Source organism: Vibrio sp. NC2 (assembly GCF_025195005.1).
Lineage (GTDB): Bacteria > Pseudomonadota > Gammaproteobacteria > Enterobacterales > Vibrionaceae > Vibrio > Vibrio splendidus.
The window spans coordinates 1-15,622 of the sequence record NZ_JANVFC010000033.1; the positions used below are offsets into that span (position 1 = coordinate 1).

General features: G+C 45.4%; 15 protein-coding genes and 1 riboswitch. Of the genes, 10 read left to right on the forward strand and 5 right to left on the reverse strand.

Annotated features, from left to right (window positions below; translation table 11 throughout):
* Positions 1–422 precede the first annotated feature (422 nt).
* The 8 genes from NX845_RS22720 (at position 423) to thiH (ending at position 8,701) form a co-directional block, all read left to right on the forward strand.
* On the forward strand, positions 423–1,805 hold the full coding sequence (locus NX845_RS22720) for a multicopper oxidase family protein (protein ID WP_260257194.1): 1,383 nt from the start codon (positions 423–425) through the stop codon (positions 1,803–1,805).
* 100 nt (positions 1,806–1,905) lie between these two features.
* Positions 1,906–2,289 (forward strand): fluoride efflux transporter CrcB, encoded by a 384-nt coding sequence (gene crcB, locus NX845_RS22725; protein WP_004736665.1) that lies wholly within the window; start codon positions 1,906–1,908, stop codon positions 2,287–2,289.
* Between the two features lie 62 nt (positions 2,290–2,351).
* Positions 2,352–2,450, forward strand: a riboswitch (TPP riboswitch).
* Between the two features lie 129 nt (positions 2,451–2,579).
* Positions 2,580–4,529, forward strand: a complete 1,950-nt coding sequence (gene thiC / locus NX845_RS22730; protein WP_065682907.1) for a phosphomethylpyrimidine synthase ThiC — start codon at positions 2,580–2,582, stop codon at positions 4,527–4,529.
* Positions 4,529–5,821: a thiamine phosphate synthase gene (locus NX845_RS22735; RefSeq protein WP_065682906.1), complete on the forward strand. Its 1,293-nt coding sequence runs from the start codon at positions 4,529–4,531 to the stop codon at positions 5,819–5,821. Before thiC ends, NX845_RS22735 begins: the two co-directional genes overlap by 1 nt.
* Positions 5,811–6,593 (forward strand): HesA/MoeB/ThiF family protein, encoded by a 783-nt coding sequence (locus NX845_RS22740; protein WP_065682905.1) that lies wholly within the window; start codon positions 5,811–5,813, stop codon positions 6,591–6,593. Before NX845_RS22735 ends, NX845_RS22740 begins: the two co-directional genes overlap by 11 nt.
* A complete protein-coding gene (gene thiS / locus NX845_RS22745; protein ID WP_010440653.1) occupies positions 6,590–6,799 on the forward strand; it encodes a sulfur carrier protein ThiS in 210 nt (69 codons plus the stop codon). Before NX845_RS22740 ends, thiS begins: the two co-directional genes overlap by 4 nt.
* A gap of 2 nt (positions 6,800–6,801) precedes the next feature.
* On the forward strand, positions 6,802–7,566 hold the full coding sequence (locus NX845_RS22750) for a thiazole synthase (RefSeq protein WP_065682904.1): 765 nt from the start codon (positions 6,802–6,804) through the stop codon (positions 7,564–7,566).
* Between the two features lie 7 nt (positions 7,567–7,573).
* Positions 7,574–8,701 (forward strand): 2-iminoacetate synthase ThiH, encoded by a 1,128-nt coding sequence (gene thiH, locus NX845_RS22755; RefSeq protein WP_260257195.1) that lies wholly within the window; start codon positions 7,574–7,576, stop codon positions 8,699–8,701.
* Positions 8,702–8,848: 147 nt separating this feature from the next.
* On the opposite strand, the gene NX845_RS22760 is transcribed toward thiH, so the two are convergent.
* Positions 8,849–10,639: an aminopeptidase P family protein gene (locus NX845_RS22760; protein ID WP_260257196.1), complete on the reverse strand. Its 1,791-nt coding sequence runs from the start codon at positions 10,637–10,639 to the stop codon at positions 8,849–8,851.
* Positions 10,640–10,761: 122 nt separating this feature from the next.
* Positions 10,762–11,703 (reverse strand): LysR substrate-binding domain-containing protein, encoded by a 942-nt coding sequence (locus NX845_RS22765; protein ID WP_004736656.1) that lies wholly within the window; start codon positions 11,701–11,703, stop codon positions 10,762–10,764.
* A gap of 101 nt (positions 11,704–11,804) precedes the next feature.
* Here NX845_RS22765 and NX845_RS22770 point away from each other — a divergent pair, with 101 nt between their 5' ends.
* Positions 11,805–13,004 carry a multidrug effflux MFS transporter gene (locus NX845_RS22770; protein WP_029222012.1) on the forward strand — a complete coding sequence of 400 codons (1,200 nt, stop codon included), beginning with the start codon at positions 11,805–11,807 and terminating at the stop codon, positions 13,002–13,004.
* Between the two features lie 102 nt (positions 13,005–13,106).
* Positions 13,107–13,388, forward strand: a complete 282-nt coding sequence (locus NX845_RS22775) for a hypothetical protein (protein ID WP_004736654.1) — start codon at positions 13,107–13,109, stop codon at positions 13,386–13,388.
* An 86-nt stretch (positions 13,389–13,474) separates the two neighbouring features.
* Here the strand turns inward: NX845_RS22775 and NX845_RS22780 are convergent, their stop codons facing one another.
* The 3 genes from NX845_RS22780 to NX845_RS22790 are packed head-to-tail and all read right to left on the reverse strand — an operon-like array spanning position 13,475 to position 15,559.
* On the reverse strand, positions 13,475–13,933 hold the full coding sequence (locus NX845_RS22780; protein WP_017085662.1) for a DoxX family protein: 459 nt from the start codon (positions 13,931–13,933) through the stop codon (positions 13,475–13,477).
* Position 13,934: 1 nt separating this feature from the next.
* Positions 13,935–14,702: a DNA-binding domain-containing protein gene (locus tag NX845_RS22785; protein WP_260257197.1), complete on the reverse strand. Its 768-nt coding sequence runs from the start codon at positions 14,700–14,702 to the stop codon at positions 13,935–13,937.
* Positions 14,699–15,559 carry a DUF692 domain-containing protein gene (locus tag NX845_RS22790; protein ID WP_260257198.1) on the reverse strand — a complete coding sequence of 287 codons (861 nt, stop codon included), beginning with the start codon at positions 15,557–15,559 and terminating at the stop codon, positions 14,699–14,701. The genes NX845_RS22785 and NX845_RS22790 overlap by 4 nt, the downstream gene beginning before the upstream one ends.
* Positions 15,560–15,622 lie beyond the last annotated feature (63 nt).

The following is a 15,622-nucleotide window of genomic DNA, read 5'->3' on the forward strand; positions in this document are numbered from 1 at the left end:
GGTGTAGCTCCAATTGGCAGAGCAGCGGATTCCAAATCCGCGTGTTGGGAGTTCGAATCTCTCCACCCCTGCCATATTTAAGGCTCTAGCCGAAATGCTAGAGCCTTTTTGCTTTCTGAATCTAATATACGCCATTAGCAAAGCAGCGGATTCTCCGACTTACCAAAATAGGGTGTGTTGGGAGTAGAAACCTCCACCCTGCCATATCAATGCCTCAGCAGAAGCTCTGTTTTTTTACTTTATATTTGTTCGATTTTTAGTCGATAATTCCTGCTTTTAATGAAACCTAGCCTTAAAAGTGTAAGTGCTTACTTATCCCAGCCTCTTTTATAAACAATCAACAGCACAATCCCCACTTCTTTATGAGAATTATTCTCAATATTTTGTTACATTTTGGTCGTTATTACTAAAAGGCAACAAATATGGATATCTCCCGTCGTAAGTTTATTCAATCATCTCTCGCTATATCAGCACTCACTGTTCTACCCGCTTGCTCAATTAACCGGTCAGTTGATGAGCAAGGAAAGTATGTTTATGACTTAACTGCAGAACCTTCAACAGCTGAGTTGGTGACGGGATTTAATACCAATGTTTTAGCCTTTAATGGGCAGACCCCTGCTCCGACAATTCGATGTCGACAAGGTGAAAAGCTCACAATTCGTTTTACGAATAAGCTATCAGAGCCGACGACTATTCATTGGCATGGTTTAAGAATTCCTATCGAAATGGACGGTGTTCCCTTCTTAAGTCAACCACCGATCATGCCTGGTGAAACATTCATTTATGAATTTACGCCACCAGATGCTGGTACGTTTTGGTATCACCCACATATGAACAGTGTTAAACAGCTTGGTATGGGCTTGGTTGGTCTAATTATCGTTGAGGAGAGCATCCCAGTACAGTTTGATGAAGAACACGCACTGATGCTTAAGCATTGGCATATCGACAAGCAAGGTCAATGGAAAGACTTAATGATTCCACGACTAAGTGCTCGTATGGGTACTCAAGGAGAGTGGAGTAGCGTCAATGGTGTTCATGAACCTGTATACCAATTAAAGCAGCATGCAACGACTCGACTGCGTATCGCGAATGTCGATAATACGATCACTTATCCTATTGCTGTCGAAGGGGCTGAGGCATGGGTGATTGCCATTGATGGTAATCCTGTAAAGACGCCATATAAACTGACTCAACATAAAATCGGCCCAGGGATGCGCGTGGATATTGGACTGATAGCGCCCAAAGTAGGCGAGCGAGTTAATGTTCTTCAAATGAAGGGCCGCTTTCCTTTCTCTTTATGTGAGTTAGAGGTAGTAGATTCCCCCCTTACTGAAGGGCGTTTATTGCCATTGTTGCCTCTTAACCCTGTACCTAATCTAGATCTTGCTAATGCTGAAGAGATCGATTTTGTGTTCGAGTGGGAAGGTGCGGTATCACCAGTTTCTAAAGATGGGAAATCGATGCCTAAGTTTTGGCTTACTAATAAAAGAGCATGGGAAGGAATGAGCAAAGACAATATTCCTGAACCGTTGACGACTTTAGAGTTAGGTAAGACTTACATATTCGATCTAAAGAACGTCACCCAATACCATCACCCGATCCATATTCACGGTCATACATTCACTGTATTGGAACTTGATGGGAAGAAAGTTGAAGAGCCTTTCCATACCGATACAGTGTTACTTGGAAAAAACGGCCGAGCTAAAGCTGCATTTGTTGCAGATAACCCTGGCCGCTGGATGTACCACTGTCATGTTATAGAACACATGAAAACGGGTTTAATGGGATACATTGAAGTTAAGTGACACCTGTAACGTTTAATATTTGCGCATGCATTCTTAGTTTCTACCCTCGCTTTTATCGGCGTTAAAGCTAGAATATAGGGATTATTGTTTGGGAGGATTCATGGGTCAGTTATCTATTCTAGGTTTTATCGCCATCGGTGGCGCGTTTGGTGCTTGTTCACGTTACTTGATTTCAGAGTTATGCGTTGTGATGTTAGGACGTGGTTTTCCTTACGGTACACTGACCGTTAACGTGATTGGCTCTTTGATTATGGGATTGCTCATCGCCGCGTTTGAAAACGAGATGGTCGCGACGGAACCGTGGAGACAAATTATCGGTCTTGGTTTCCTAGGAGCACTGACTACATTTTCTACGTTTTCTATGGATAACGTACTTCTTATGCAGCAGGGCGCTTTCTTTAAGATGGGACTCAATGTGCTACTCAACGTGGTACTCAGTATTTCAGCCGCATGGATCGGCTTCCAACTTTTGATAAAGTCTTAAAACTTTCTTACGATTTGTTAACAACTCGGCTTGGTTTATCCAAGCCGTTTTTATATACTCGATCGAACTTGTCGGAGTGCCATATGGCTGAGACCGTTAACTCGGGATCCGTTGAACCTGATCAGGCTAATACCTGCGAAGGGAACAAGAGTAGATATCTAACTAGAATCCTTCTAGAGATCTATCTCCAGATCACAACTGTATTTCTTACCGTGATCCCTCTTGTAGCATCTAATCCGTCAAGCATTTTTATCCCTATAAATAATGGCTAAAAGCCAAGGAAAAATGCTATGTCGACTCGTAAACAAGCAAGACTGGAAGCGAAGAATTTCATTGATTCTTTATCCGTACAACCCTATCCAAACTCAAAAAAAGCTTACATCCAAGGATCTCGAGAGGACATTCAAGTCCCTGTCCGAGAAATATCACTCGCTGATAGCCTTGTTGGTGGTACCAAAAAAGAGCGTGTATTCGAACCTAATGTACCCATTCAAGTTTACGATACCTCAGGTGTTTACACAGACCCTACACATCAAATAGACCTGTATAGCGGTCTTCCTAAGTTGCGAGAGCAATGGATTGAAGAGCGTGGTGATACGGAACTGTTAGACGACGTAAGCTCTGTTTACACCAAAGAACGTTTAGAAGATGAAACTCTAGACGACCTTCGCTACGGTAACCTGCCTAGAATTCGTCGCGCAACAGACAACCAATGTGTTACTCAGCTGCACTATGCTCGTCAGGGTATTATCACACCTGAAATGGAGTACATTGCCATACGTGAGAACATGGGACGTCAGAAGTTCGCTGATGAGCAGCTTAACCATCAACACCCTGGCCATAATTTTGGCGCAAACCTACCGAAAGAGATCACCCCTGAATTCGTACGTAAAGAGGTTGCTGAAGGTCGAGCTATTATCCCTTCAAACATTAACCACCCAGAATCAGAACCGATGATTATTGGTCGAAACTTCTTAGTGAAAGTGAACGCCAATATCGGTAACTCTTCAGTAAGTTCTTCGATTGAAGAAGAAGTTGAGAAGCTAGTATGGTCGACTCGCTGGGGTGGCGATACCGTGATGGACCTTTCTACTGGTCGTAATATTCACGAGACTCGCGAATGGATCCTACGTAATAGCCCAGTACCAATTGGTACGGTTCCTATGTATCAAGCGCTTGAAAAAGTGAATGGCGTTGCCGAAGACCTTAACTGGGAAGTGATGCGCGATACCTTGATTGAACAAGCAGAGCAGGGTGTTGATTACTTCACTATTCATGCTGGCTTGTTGCTTCGCTACGTTCCGATGACGGCTAAGCGTGTGACTGGCATTGTTTCTCGTGGTGGTTCTATTATCGCGAAATGGTGTCTTGCTCATCATCAAGAAAGCTTCCTTTATACCCACTTCCGCGAGATCTGTGAGATCTGTGCGAAGTACGATGTTGCTCTGTCATTAGGTGACGGTTTACGCCCGGGCTCAATTGCGGATGCCAATGATGAGGCTCAATTCTCGGAGTTACGTACTCTAGGTGAGTTGACTAAAGTGGCTTGGGAATATGACGTTCAGGTGATCATTGAAGGCCCTGGACATGTACCAATGCACCTGATTAAAGAGAATATGGACGAGCAGTTAGAGCACTGCCATGAAGCGCCTTTCTATACTTTAGGCCCATTGACGACAGATATTGCCCCTGGTTACGACCATATTACCTCTGGTATTGGCGCGGCCATGATTGGTTGGTACGGCTGTGCGATGCTCTGTTATGTAACCCCTAAAGAGCACCTAGGCTTACCAAATAAAGAAGATGTGAAGACTGGCTTGATTACTTACAAGCTAGCAGCACACGCAGCGGACCTCGCTAAAGGGCACCCGGGCGCACAAATCCGAGATAATGCATTATCAAAGGCACGTTTTGAATTCCGTTGGGAAGACCAATTTAATCTAGCTTTAGATCCTGAAACCGCGCGCTCTTTCCATGATGAAACTCTGCCACAAGAGTCGGGCAAGGTTGCTCACTTCTGCTCAATGTGTGGACCTAAATTCTGCTCGATGAAGATTTCTCAAGAAGTTCGAGAGTATGCGAAAGACACCGAACAAGTAGCCGCGGATCAGGCTATCGAGATTAAGATGCTAGATAACCCGTTGGAAGGGATGCGTCAAAAATCACAAGAGTTCCGTGATACTGGCTCTGAACTTTACCACCCTGCAGTCGGCGCAAAAGAAGCTCAATTAGAGGAATAATGACAGTGAAGATTCTCATCCCATCTCAAAATATTGAGTTAACGGGAGAGGTGCAGAACTGTCTATTGGTTGCTAAGCGACAAGGCTTGGCAACCGATGCAGTTGAGTTGGGCGTAAGTCCAACTCAATACTTCTCTATCGTTGATTCTCAGCAGGCGTTATCTATTGGCTTCGCTCATGATCTTGATTCATTGACGGTGTGTCAGCTAGCAGAACTGAACCATGTTGTTGATTACAGCAATTCAGTCGCGCTAGCTGACGTTTGTGATGCCTTTACACAAACTCCGAATACCATTTATATCGGTATTTCAGATGATTCAGCTGTACTGGATATTTGGTCATACCTAGATGCTAGCCGTGCTATCAAGAGTGACACTACAGCTCATCAGGAGCTAGATAATCGCGGCCACTTTGCTTGGTTACTTACTTTGTTGGCGTTGGAGTTCCCACTAGAAGACGCACTTGTTTTAGCTCGCGCAGCGTCCAATGTTTCACGTGGAACATGGCCTGCACATTACCAAAACTTTCCTATCCCTGTTCTTGAAGATCAACGATTGGACATAAGCGTAGGTTGGGCTAACCAAGGGACATCACTTTCTTTTCCTGAGTTGAGTAAGAGTAGCCTCGGTTTATACCCTGTGGTTGATGATGTTGAGTGGATCGAAAGATTGCTCAAGCTTGGAATCAACACTGTCCAACTACGTATTAAGAACCCAAAGCAAACGGACTTAGAACTACAAGTCGCACGATCTATCGAACTTGGTCGTGAGTATAACGCTCAAGTTTTTATCAATGATTACTGGCAACTTGCACTCAAGCATGACGCTTTTGGTGTTCATTTGGGGCAAGAGGATATTGAAGAATCAAACCTCTCACAGTTGAGCCTTGCGGGTATAAAGATTGGTTTATCGACTCATGGCTATTACGAGTTGCTACGCATTGTTCAAATCAACCCAAGCTATATTGCGCTGGGCCACATCTTCCCAACAACAACTAAACAGATGCCATCAAAGCCTCAGGGTTTAGTTCGTTTATCTCTGTATCAACAGCTGATTGATACTATCCCATACACAGAACAACTCATCGGTTATCCAACGGTTGCTATTGGTGGTATTGACCAATCGAGAGCTGAGCAGGTGTGGGGTTGTGGGGTGTCGAGTTTGGCGGTTGTTCGTGCGATTACATTAGCGGAAGACCCCAAAAAGGTGATCGAGTTTTTTGAAAAATTGATGAAGCCTAAACCTTCAAATGTTGGTAAAGAGGTTGCGCAGGAGCCTAGCTATGCTGAGTGATTTTGAGTTTATTCGTTATCAACGACAAATTGCGTTACCTGAAGTCGGTGAGCAAGGGCAACAAAACTTACTAAACAGCCATGTGCTAGTGATTGGTTGTGGTGGCTTAGGCAATGCTGCTGCTCTTTACCTTGTGGCTTCGGGTGTCGGAAAGATCGTGTTGGTGGATGATGACTGTGTGGATTCGTCTAACCTGCAACGACAGGTCGCGTTCAAAGAAAGTCAGCTAGGTTCGCCTAAAGTCGAAGCTCTGAAGCAACAACTGAACGAGCTCAATAGTCGCAGCCAAGTTAGAACCATCAATCAGCGAATGAGTGGCAGTCAGCTTGAACTTGAAGTGATGCTCGCTGATTTGGTGTTGGATTGTACTGACAACTTTGAGTCACGCCAGCAGGTTAACCAAGCGTGTTTCGGCAGCAATATACCTTTGATTTCTGGATCTGCAATCGGTTGGAAAGGCCAGTTTATTGTATTTGATTATCAGAATCAGAAAGGGTGCTATCACTGTTTGTTCCCGTTCAGTCATCATTCACAAACGACTCGTTGTAGCGATAGCGGCATCATAGGCCCAGTTGTTGGCACCATAGGTAACCTTCAAGCTTTGGCTGCTATTCAACGTCTAACTCGTGGTGAGTTTCAGATAGCAACACACCAGCTCAAACTGTTCGATGGCCAGACGATGAATTGGCAAAACCTTATGGTCACTCAAGATAGTGAATGTCCTGTGTGCAGTGCGCCTGTAGTTAAGCATTTAGAAGAAGATATCCAATGAGCCATATAACGATCTCGATAAACGAACAATCAGAACAAGTAGCACACTCGTCGTCTCTAGCGGACATTATCCAAGTTCTAGCATTACCTGATCTAGGTTGTGTATTTGCTATCAATAATGCGGTTGTCCCGCGTAGCCAGTGGCAACAAACGGTCGTTAATGAAGGCGACGCTATATCTCTTTTCCAAGCTATTGCAGGGGGCTAACCATGTTAACCATCGCAGATAAAACGTTTCAATCACGTCTGTTCACTGGAACCGGCAAGTTCGCAAATAAGCATTTGATGGCGAGTGCTATCGAAGCGTCAGGTTCTCAACTGGCGACCATGGCACTAAAGAGAGTCGATATTCGTTCTGAGCAAGATGATATTTTACAGCCAATTATTGACGCTGGTGTTAATCTACTTCCGAATACCTCTGGTGCGAAGAGCGCGAAGGATGCAATTTTCGCAGCACACTTGGCTCGTGAAGCACTGGGTACAAACTGGCTTAAGCTAGAAATTCACCCAGATCCAAAGTACTTGATGCCAGACCCAATTGAGACGCTTAAAGCTGCTGAGCAACTGGTTAAAGATGGTTTTGTTGTGTTGCCTTACTGCCATGCCGATCCAGTATTGTGTAAACGCTTGGAAGAGGTGGGTTGCGCTGCAGTTATGCCGCTGGGCGCACCTATTGGTTCAAATAAGGGTATTGCGTCTGCAGACTTCTTAGAGATCATTATCGACCAAGCGAATGTCCCTGTGATTGTGGATGCAGGCATAGGCGCACCATCGCATGCTGCTCGTGCAATGGAAATGGGCGCAGACGCTGTGTTAGTGAATACGGCTATAGCGGCTTCTCAAAAACCCGTCGATATGGCGATTGCCTTTAAGCTGGCAGTTGAAGCGGGTCGTATGGCTTACCTTGCTGGGCTTGCAGGAAAAGTATCTCACGCGGTTGCTTCGAGCCCGTTAACTTCATTTCTAGACGAGTAGTGTCCCTATGACGTTTGTTGATCGATTTAAACAGCTCAACTGGGATGACATTGGTATGTCTATCTTCAGTAAAACGGCAGCGGATGTTGAACGTGCTCTGAGTAAACCCAAACGTGACCTGGAAGACTTTAAGGCTCTGATCTCTCCGGCGGCAGAACCTTACTTAGAGCAGATGGCACAACAGTCGTTGGCGCTAACTCGTAAGCGATTTGGCAATACGATGTCGCTTTACATTCCTTTGTACCTCTCGAATCTATGCGCTAATGCGTGCACGTATTGTGGCTTCTCAATGGAGAACCGTATCAAACGTCGCACGCTTACTTTGGATGAAATTGATGCCGAAAGTGCGGCTATCAAAAAGATGAAGTTCGATAGTGTTTTGTTAGTCACCGGTGAACATGAAACTAAGGTCGGGATGAATTACTTTCGACAGGTGTTGCCGAATATCAAAAAGCAATTCAACTACCTTGCGATGGAAGTGCAGCCGCTTGAACAACATGATTACGCAGAGCTTAAAACTCTCGGCCTAGATGCTGTTATGGTTTACCAAGAGACTTATCAGCCAAGAACCTACGCTGAGCATCATCTACGTGGCAATAAAATGGATTTTGAATATCGTCTTGAAACCCCTGATCGCTTGGCAAAAGCGGGTATTGATAAGATAGGTATTGGTGCTTTGATTGGTTTGGAAGATTGGCGAACCGACTGCTTCTTTGTTGCTGCTCACTTAGATTACCTAGAGCGTACTTATTGGCAGACTCGTTATTCAATTTCATTCCCGCGCCTTCGTCCGTGCGAGGGTGGAGACTCTAGTGGAGGCTTACAGCCTAAGTCGGTCATGAACGATAAACAGTTGGTTCAGCTTATCTGCGCATATCGACTCTTGAATCCTGAGGTCGAGTTATCTCTATCTACTCGTGAGTCAGCAACCTTCCGCGATAACGTGCTGCCATTAGGGATCACGAGTATGTCGGCGGCTTCTAAAACCCAACCTGGTGGTTATGCTTCCGGTGAAGAGGAACTCGAGCAGTTTGAGATTAGCGATGAGAGAAGTGCAGCCGATGTTGAGTCGATGATTCGTCAGCGTGGTTTCGACCCGGTGTGGCGTGATTGGCACAGTGCCTATTCTGGTTAATCAATGTTTGGTTTATGTTCCACGTGAAACATCTTAATGATACAGGCAAATAAAAACGGCTACCTTTGGGTAGCCGTTTTGCTATTTGCTATTTAACTTATTAACCTAGCAAGCTCGTTTTGGTTCAGTTATCTGTCGAGCAAGGCATTAAGCGTGAGCAAGTGGTGTTGTTGATTGGCGTAGCCATTCCAGCGTATCACCTTCAACTAATGGGCTAACATCGTTCCATACTTTCTGATGGTAGTCGTTCAGCCACGCCAGTTCAGGTCGTGTTAGCAAATCAACATTGATGTTGCGCTTATCGATAGGACAACGAGTTAGCGATTCAAACGTCAATACTGCGAAGTCACCTTGAGTTGGAAGTTCAACAACCAGTTCTAGGTTCTCGATACGGATACCAAATTCATCAGCACGGTAGTAACCCGGCTCGTTTGATAACACCATACCTTCAACAAGAGGTACGTCGATTAGCTTCTTAGAGATGCTTTGTGGGCCTTCATGAACACTTAGGAAATGACCAACACCGTGACCAGTACCGTGGTCGTAATCGAAGCCCTCCGCCCATAAGTGCTGACGCGCTAGGATATCAAGTTGGAAACCACGAGTACCCTGTGGGAAACGTGCACGCGCGATACCGATATGACCTTTAAGTGCTAGTGTGAACTGCTGGATCATTTCGTCGCTTGGCTGGCCAACCGCGATAGTACGAGTGATGTCCGTTGTGCCATCTAAATACTGACCGCCTGAATCGACTAGGTACAGAGTATTCATTTCTAACTGACCTGGTTCAGGTTGATTCTCATGATTGTAGTGACACATTGCAGCGTTGCTACCTGCTGCTGAAATTGTGTCAAAACTTAAGTCCATCAGCGTTGGGTCTTGCTCGCGGAACGATTGTACTTTGTCAGCTAATACCGCTTCGTTGTGTAGGTTACCTTGCGCGACTTCTGCATCAATCCAAGACAGGAATTTCGCCATCGCCACGCCATCTCGAATGTGACACGCTTTCATGCCGGCAATTTCAGTTGCGTTCTTAGCAGCTTTTGGCATTAAGCATGGGTCTGCTGCTTCAATGATGTGAGCGCCAGCGTTTTGCAGAACCAGCGTGTACCAAGCATTACTCGTGCCTGAATCGACAGACACATTGTTACCTTCTAAAGACTGAAGGCGCGCTTCAAGCTCTGATGGGTGAGAAACGCGAATACCATTACCAACGTGTGCTTCAAAGCCTGCTGGGATGCGTGCTGGGTCTAGGAAGAAATCGACGATTTCATCAGCGTGAATGATTGCATTAGACAGTACAACAGGTAGGCGAGATACGTCCAAGCCACGAATGTTAAGCAACCAACATATTGAGTCAAGCTCGGTAAGGATAGCGGCATCAGCACCTTTGGCTTTTAGTAAGCCAGCAATCTCTGCGCGTTTGCTGTCACTTGATTGGCCAACTGCGTCTGTTGCCATTAGGCGAACATCAGACACGACAGGTTCAGGGCGATCAGACCAAAGCTCATCAATCGGGTTTGCTGAGAGCGTTGTTAGCTCAACTTTCTCCGCTAGTTTTGCTTGTGCGCCTTTCAACCAAGCAGCGGTGTGCATGCGTGGGTCGAATGCAACCTTACTGCCTTGTGGCAATGAATTGATGATCCAATCTAAAGCCGGTTCTTCAATAAGGTGGCGATACTCAAATAACTCTGCTGGTACCTGCTTACGAACCTGAACGGTGTAGCGACCATCGACAAAAATAGCAGCAGTATCACGAGTGATAACAGCGGCACCTGCAGAGCCAGTAAAACCTGTTAACCAATGAAGTCGCTCGTTATGAGCGGGAACGTATTCACCTAGATATTCGTCTTCGTGTGGAATGATAACGGCATCTAGGTTGTTTGTTTCAAGCCAAGCTCGAACCGCAGCAACGCGTTCAGCAGTGATATTGTGCATCTGTGTTTATCCTTATTGTTAGGGTCCTTGTTAACACTCACAGTCGATATACCTGCGAGAGGACTTATTAGGTCAATAAGCTAGCGCTTTTGTTCGTTTGCTGCAAACGCTGTACGCCATTTTTATCTAAGGTGCAGAGTTTTTTCTTTGATGATATCTCGCAACCAAGTTAAGGCTGGGTCATTTTCTCTGTCACGATGCCAAAACAAAGTGTATGCCATCGGTGGGAATTCCATTGGTAAAGGTACAACCACTAAGTCGAGTTGTTTAGCGACGAGGTAAGTAAAGTGGCTTGGTGCGGTAAACACAAAGTCGGTGTAGGTACACAGGCTTGCGGCGCTATTGAAGTCTGGAACAGAAATCGCGATATCACGTTGGTGACCAAGGTCGGCAAGTTTGTAGTCGAGTAGCCATCGATCATTCCCATCACACCTTACTTGTACATGACGCTGCGCAAGGTAGGTTCCCAAATCCCATTTACCACTCAGGGCAGGGTGGTTACGTCTTAGTACACACATCTGTGCATCACGGTAGATCTCTTGTTCGCAGATATCGTCTGGCGGCAGCATAGTTAAGCGCGCGTCGTTGATGTCGATGTCTTTGCCTGTGAGTCCGATATCTAACTCACCAAGCTGCAGCTTCTTAAAGGTTTGTTCGGTCCACGCGTGGGTGTTGATGTTGACCTTAGGGGCTTGTCGAAATATCGCCGGTAAGAAGTGAGGAAGAATCAGCGGGTAAACACTCTCAACGGCAGCAATGTGAAAGCTGTGGTCGCTATTGTTGGGAATGAATGTCTCAGGCTGAGTGAGAACATCAAGTTGGTTGATCAACGTTTCTAACCGAGGCTTAAGGAAAACAGCTTTCGGTGTTGGACGTAGGCCATGAGCACTTCGTGTGAAAAGGGGGTCATTAAATTGTTCACGAAGCTTGGCTAGCGACTTACTCACAGCCGATTGACTCAAGCACAATCGGTGTGCGGTGCGAGTGACACTCAGCTCTTCCATCAGCACCTGTAAGCAAACCAATAGATTGAGGTCGAGGCGTGATAGTTTCTCGATATTCATGTGAGTTTCCTATTTGGAATAATGCTAATGAGTATATGCCATTTTTGTTCATATCTTTAGTTGGTTATTATGCACCTAAATTAACTCATTCGGAGAGTCTTGTGCCTTCTAACGCGCTTCCAACCCCTAGTAAACTGCAGGTTGCTTTATTGGCAATGCTGGTTCTATTTAGCCCTTTGGCTATAGATATTTATCTTCCAGCTCTGCCACAAATTTCAACAGCGTTTCACGTGGAACACGCATTAGCACAAGATACGATTACTTGGTTTTTATTCGCCATGGGTGTCGGGCAATTATTTGCAGGCCCTTTGGCTGATAAGTTAGGACGTCGAACCGTTGCATTGGGAGGTGTTAGTATCTATGCATTGAGTGCTTGCTTGGCGTGGGCAGCTCAATCGATTGATATGATGCTAATAGCTCGGCTGCTACAAGGCTTAGGAGCTTGTGCGACTTCTGTAGCAGCCTTTGCGACGGTTCGCGATCTATTTGGCCCGGAGAAAAGTGGCCGTATGATCAGTTACCTTAATGGTGCCATTTGCTTTATTCCTGCACTAGCACCGATTCTGGGTGCTTGGTTAACTCAACAGTTTGGCTGGCGCTCGAACTTTAGCTTTATGGCTGTGTTCGCTGTCGTGGTTGGCACCATTCTGTTTTTCCAAATGAAAGAGTCTAATCCGGCGACAGAAAAGGTCGCTGTGTTCAAACTTGAGCGTTACTGGTCGGTATTGAAAACACCATCATTCATCTTCCATGCAACCTTATGCTTGATGGCGATGGCGGTCATTCTTGCTTACGTTACCTCTGCACCTGTTGTGCTGATGGAAAACCTAGGTTTGACGATGAATGAGTTTACGTTCTGGTTTGGCATCAACGCGGTTATCAACATCACGGCTGCATTCACTGCGCCGAAGTTTATGGACCGTTTTGGTACTTACAAAGCATTGGTTGTTGGTATTTCAACGCTTGGCTTAGCGGGTGTGGTTATGTTGGTGCTTGCTGAGCATGCTAGCGCGATCGCATTCATGCTGCCGATTTTCCTATCTTCAGTTGGCTTCGCTTGGATTCTTGGTGCTGCAGCCGGTAAGGCACTTGAACCTTTTGGTGACCGTGCAGGTACCGCAGCTGCGTTGCTTGGATTGTTCCAAATGAGCGGTTCTGGACTGCTTGTTGGTACGATGCAACGTCTTGATTTAACGTCTCAAGTGATGATTGCGCTGCAAATGTTCCTTATTGTTCCTGCATTGTTAGTGCTTGCGAGCAAAGCGGGTAAGTCGTGGCACACGACGTTTGCTAAGGCATAAGTCTCAAGGGTGACAAAATATACAAATGGCGGTTTGCGAAACGTTAAAACATGGTATATTTGTCACTCATTGAAACGTTAGTCCCCAACGGAAAATACTGTAATGTCATTAACAACCTACGAAATGGCGCGCATCTTAGAACAAATGGAAGATGCACCTGAAAAGGTCATGTTTGGTAAATTGCTTAAAGAGCTAGGAAACCAAAGTGAAGAGCGTATTCGCAGTGCGGCAAAACAAGTTCCAATTGATACTTTGCGAGATATCATTTACCAATTTCAACGCGTGGTTGAATCTCGTAAAGGTGAACAAGTTCAGCTACTAGCAAAAGAGCTAGCCGAGCAAGGTATCTCTGCTGAAGAGCTACAAGCTTTTCTAAACAAGTAGTTTATTCCAGATAAAAAGAAACCACTCAATTGAGTGGTTTTTTGCGTTTTGGACCTATGTAAATTTAGAGGCTATGGAAAAGAGCTTTAGCTTTTGAACTGCGCTTTTAAGATTCTATCCAATGAAAATGGTCCTGCTCCCCATACCACGACGATAAGAATCATTAATCCCCAAAGCTGATGATCATAGAAGCCTTGCGCCCACAATACAGGGTATGACACGACGGCCATGATATTGAAAACGAACAGCACTGCAGCCATTGGTCGGGTTAACAAGCCAAGCGCTAAGAATACCGGCAGAATCAATTCAGCTGCGGTACCCATGTAAGCGGCCAATTCCCAAGGCAAAAGAGGCACTTGGTATTCCAATTCAAACAAGTAAAGGGTGCTATCCCAAGTGGCTATCTTGGTGAGTCCTGAATTAAAGAAGACCCATGCCACCCATAGGCGACAAAACAGAAGTAGTACGGGAACAAAAAGTGCCTGTGATTTCTCAATCAAACTGTCGTATTGAGCCATCATGTTCGTGACTGTGTTGTTATCCATATTATGTCTCCAATTCGGCATTGATTGAAAAGCCTGAGATGACGTTCAGTGTCATGACAGTATTCAGATGTTGTAGTAGTAAAGGGTCTATCGCTGAGAGCGTTTGACCCGATTGCAATTCGGTTAATAGTTGGTGGCTTTCTTGCGTCAAACGATGGCTCTCAATCTGTGAATTTTCCGCTCGGATTAACACCCCAAATTCAGGTTGGTTGATGTCTAACCCATCGAGTTGTTGCTGATAGATAGCCTGCTCAAGCGCGATAATCGTATAGTTAGAATTAATTAGCGTTATTGAATCTTTGAGATGAAAGACTAAAGCGCCTTGTTGTTCTTGCGGTACATCAGCTAAACGAGAAAGAGGACGTTGGTCGACATGTGATTCTGAAACGCATCTCACCAAGCTATCTTTTTGCCATTCATACAAAGCTACTTCAGCGAGATAAGGTGCAGCCTCGATAACAGCAGGAAAGGCTTGGATAGTTTGTTCAAAGTGTTCACCGTAACCACTGACGTCACCAGAGGTTGATGGATAACTTAAGACATGTAGACGAGCCATTTGTTGGAAGCACTCTTCACCAACCAACATTTCAGTCAGTGGATACGTAGCAGCCAGTACTTCACTAAAGCTAATCACAAAGTTATTTCGGTAGATCTGGATGCGCTGTTCATCGGAAAAGTGGTCGCTCACTATGTCGCAGTGCTCACCATTGTTTTGATAGCGTAGGGCGTTAGCAAACTCCGATTGCACATTAGCTAAAGAGTGGCTCATGATGCGCGACTCCTTTGGTTGAACTTGTCGTGTTGATACAAAATATGACTGGCTTTGGCCGCTTCAGCCAATAAAATTGGTGGCTCTGGGATATCTAAATCCCACTCTATCAAGGTATGGCGCGAACCATGTTGTTCTATCCATTGCGTGTAGAGTTGCCACACTTCGTCACAGACAGGCTTGCTGTGGGTGTCTATCCAGATCTCACCTTGTTCGAGTTTCTTTTTGGTAAAACCTGCCAAGTGAATCTCTTCCACTTTGTCTGCTGGTATTCCATTGAGATACTCTTCACAGCTGAAACCGTGATTAAAAGATGAGACAAAAATATTATTGAAATCGAGCAGTAGGCGACACTCGGTGCGCTTCTGTACCTCGGCTAAAAATTCCCACTCTGGGATGGTTGAATGTTTGAAGGCAAGGTAGCTCGATGGATTTTCAATCAGCATAGGGCGTTGCAGGCCGTCTTGAACCTCGATGACATTGCGGCAGAAGACTTCTAACGCCTCTTCGGTATAAGGCAGTGGCAACAAGTCATTGAAGTAATGACCACCAGTCTGACTCCAGCTGAGATGATCAGAAACCAAGAAGGGGTCGATATCATCAATGAGTTCTTTTAACTGCATCAGATGATGTTGATTGATGCGATCAACAGAACCTAGTGACAATCCAACGCCGTGACAACTTATGTTGTGTGCGTGACGAATCTCTCTCAGTTGTTGACGTTGCGGTGATTGAGCTAAAAAGTAGTTCTCGCTGTGCACCTCTAACCAACTCACTAAAGCTGGGTTTTGGCTAAAGAAGTCCAAGTGCGGTGTTCTAAGGCCAACCCCTGCGTTGGGATGAAGAGTTTGAGTCACAACGATTCTCCTAATAGGAAGTGGAGGTGAGCTGAATGTCAGCTCACCATACTAAGCAGCTCA

What these genes read in the sequence shown, in the direction of transcription:
- thiC (WP_065682907.1), top strand. Translation starts at nt 2,580, where the DNA reads ATGTCGACTCGTAAACAAGCAAGACTGGAAGCGAAGAATTTCATTGAT.
- NX845_RS22765 (WP_004736656.1), bottom strand. Translation starts at nt 11,703, where the DNA reads ATGAATATCGAGAAACTATCACGCCTCGACCTCAATCTATTGGTTTGC.
- NX845_RS22785 (WP_260257197.1), bottom strand. Translation starts at nt 14,702, where the DNA reads ATGAGCCACTCTTTAGCTAATGTGCAATCGGAGTTTGCTAACGCCCTA.
- NX845_RS22720 (WP_260257194.1), top strand. Translation starts at nt 423, where the DNA reads ATGGATATCTCCCGTCGTAAGTTTATTCAATCATCTCTCGCTATATCA.
- NX845_RS22780 (WP_017085662.1), bottom strand. Translation starts at nt 13,933, where the DNA reads ATGGATAACAACACAGTCACGAACATGATGGCTCAATACGACAGTTTG.
- thiH (WP_260257195.1), top strand. Translation starts at nt 7,574, where the DNA reads ATGACGTTTGTTGATCGATTTAAACAGCTCAACTGGGATGACATTGGT.
- NX845_RS22760 (WP_260257196.1), bottom strand. Translation starts at nt 10,639, where the DNA reads ATGCACAATATCACTGCTGAACGCGTTGCTGCGGTTCGAGCTTGGCTT.
- NX845_RS22775 (WP_004736654.1), top strand. Translation starts at nt 13,107, where the DNA reads ATGTCATTAACAACCTACGAAATGGCGCGCATCTTAGAACAAATGGAA.
- NX845_RS22750 (WP_065682904.1), top strand. Translation starts at nt 6,802, where the DNA reads ATGTTAACCATCGCAGATAAAACGTTTCAATCACGTCTGTTCACTGGA.
- NX845_RS22735 (WP_065682906.1), top strand. Translation starts at nt 4,529, where the DNA reads ATGACAGTGAAGATTCTCATCCCATCTCAAAATATTGAGTTAACGGGA.
- NX845_RS22740 (WP_065682905.1), top strand. Translation starts at nt 5,811, where the DNA reads ATGCTGAGTGATTTTGAGTTTATTCGTTATCAACGACAAATTGCGTTA.
- thiS (WP_010440653.1), top strand. Translation starts at nt 6,590, where the DNA reads ATGAGCCATATAACGATCTCGATAAACGAACAATCAGAACAAGTAGCA.
- crcB (WP_004736665.1), top strand. Translation starts at nt 1,906, where the DNA reads ATGGGTCAGTTATCTATTCTAGGTTTTATCGCCATCGGTGGCGCGTTT.